At 58.0% G+C, this 1,595-nt stretch carries 1 protein-coding gene; it reads left to right on the top strand.

Annotated elements, in window-relative coordinates:
- The first annotated feature begins 211 nt into the window (after window positions 1–211).
- The gene (locus tag G7B67_RS13035) at window positions 212–520 is read left to right on the top strand and encodes a hypothetical protein (protein ID WP_207780945.1); all 309 of its coding nucleotides are present in this window, start codon (window positions 212–214) and stop codon (window positions 518–520) included.
- Window positions 521–1,595 lie beyond the last annotated feature (1,075 nt).

The following is a 1,595-nucleotide window of genomic DNA, read 5'->3' as shown; positions in this document are numbered from 1 at the left end:
TGGTGCTAGCCATTCTGTTCGTCACAATTTGGTGGGTTCGTCGTCGCCCCGCGCTCCGCGGTACGGTGGGCGGGCCCTAACAATTCATTCAAGCCGAACTTGCTTCGTTCCAGCAAAAGCGTGGCATAAAAAGCCTGCCACGCTTTCGCTTCCACTACGCAAGTCGGCTTAATTCAGGTGTTAGGGCGCACAGCAAGCATCAGGGGGATTCGTGAAAGGCATCATTCGTTTCTTTTTCGCAATCAGTCTGGCCGCACTTCTGGCTGCGTGTGGCGGCGGAAGCCCAGGTCCGCTTGAAGGTACTTGGCAAATGACCGGCGCCGTCCCCATGACCGTAACCTTCCGTAAGGGAGAAACGGAGGCAATGGGGATGATCGAGAAAGTTTCGTACAAGACTGAGGGCAATGATGTCCTCGTCACCTATCTGGACGGATTGGCCAAGGGCACTACGATGCGCTACACAATGACCGGCCAAGACTCTGCTCGCACTGAGTTTGGCGTACTTCAGCGTATCCGGTAGTGCGCCCTAACAATTCATTCAAGCCGAAGCCGCTTCGCGGCTCGGCTTAATTCAGGTGTTAGCACCCATTGGGAACTCCATGCGACCGTCTTCCCGCTTCTACAAATTTGCCTTTCTCGCCGTCTCTGGACTTTCACTCGTCTCTGCCACTCTGAGCTTGACCCGAGGCCATCTCATCGCGCTCGTCCCGATATGTCTTAACTTAGCCGCTATTGTCACGGTGGCTCTCCGGAAGCATTGGGCGTATTTCGTTGTCTGGTTGTGGTCATTGCCTAGCATCTTTGCGGGCGGTGCCATGTGGCTCGCAGTTCTACTTTGGGGTGGCGCCTTTACACAGACCGCGACAACTGTCGCCTTACGCACTGCCTTGCTATTGGTCGGTTTGTTCTTCGCCTTCTATGCACGATCATCGCTCGGAATGAGTGCTAACAATTCATTCAAGCCGAACCCGCTTCGCGGGTCGGCTTAATTCAGGTGTTAGGCCGCTAAGAGCGGGCCTGCTGCGGCAATTCGGCAGTTCGGGTTGCTCGCTTCGCTCAGCACCTTGTCGCTTTCGTCCACCCTCTTCGGTCGCGCTTGGAGTCATCTAAGCGGCGCTCGGATTTCCACGCGGCAGTATTGGCGGCCGAACCTGCTGGCGGCATCTGCGTCGGGCGCCCGCAACTCCAGGCGCGCGGTCGGACAGCGTCGCTTCGGCACAAGCAGCTTCGGCTAGTCCCGTCCAGGGGTCGCGCCCGATTTGCGTCGGAGTGCGCCCGGACCATCCGGCGGCATCTCGGCTGAGCGCCTGTAGCTTCTGGCGCGCGGCCGACTGGTTCTGCCTCAGGTCAAGCGTGTGACTTGTCAGCCAATGGTTCTTGTGGGCAAATGGCGGCCTAACGATTCATTCAAGCCGAACCTACTTCGTTCCAGCAAAAGGCGGCACTGAAGAGCGTGCCCCCTTTTGCTTCCACTACGCAGGTCGGCTTAATTCAGGTGTTAGGCCGCTAAGAGCGGGCCTGCTGCGGCAATTCGGCAGTTCGGGTTGCTCGCTTCGCTCAGCACCTTGTCGCTTTCGTCCACCCTCTTCGGTCGC

Source organism: Cognatiluteimonas telluris, assembly GCF_011320095.1.
Lineage (GTDB): Bacteria > Pseudomonadota > Gammaproteobacteria > Xanthomonadales > Xanthomonadaceae > Cognatiluteimonas > Cognatiluteimonas telluris.
Note: the sequence above shows the minus strand (reverse complement) of the source record. Positions and strands in the feature narration are given on the sequence as shown.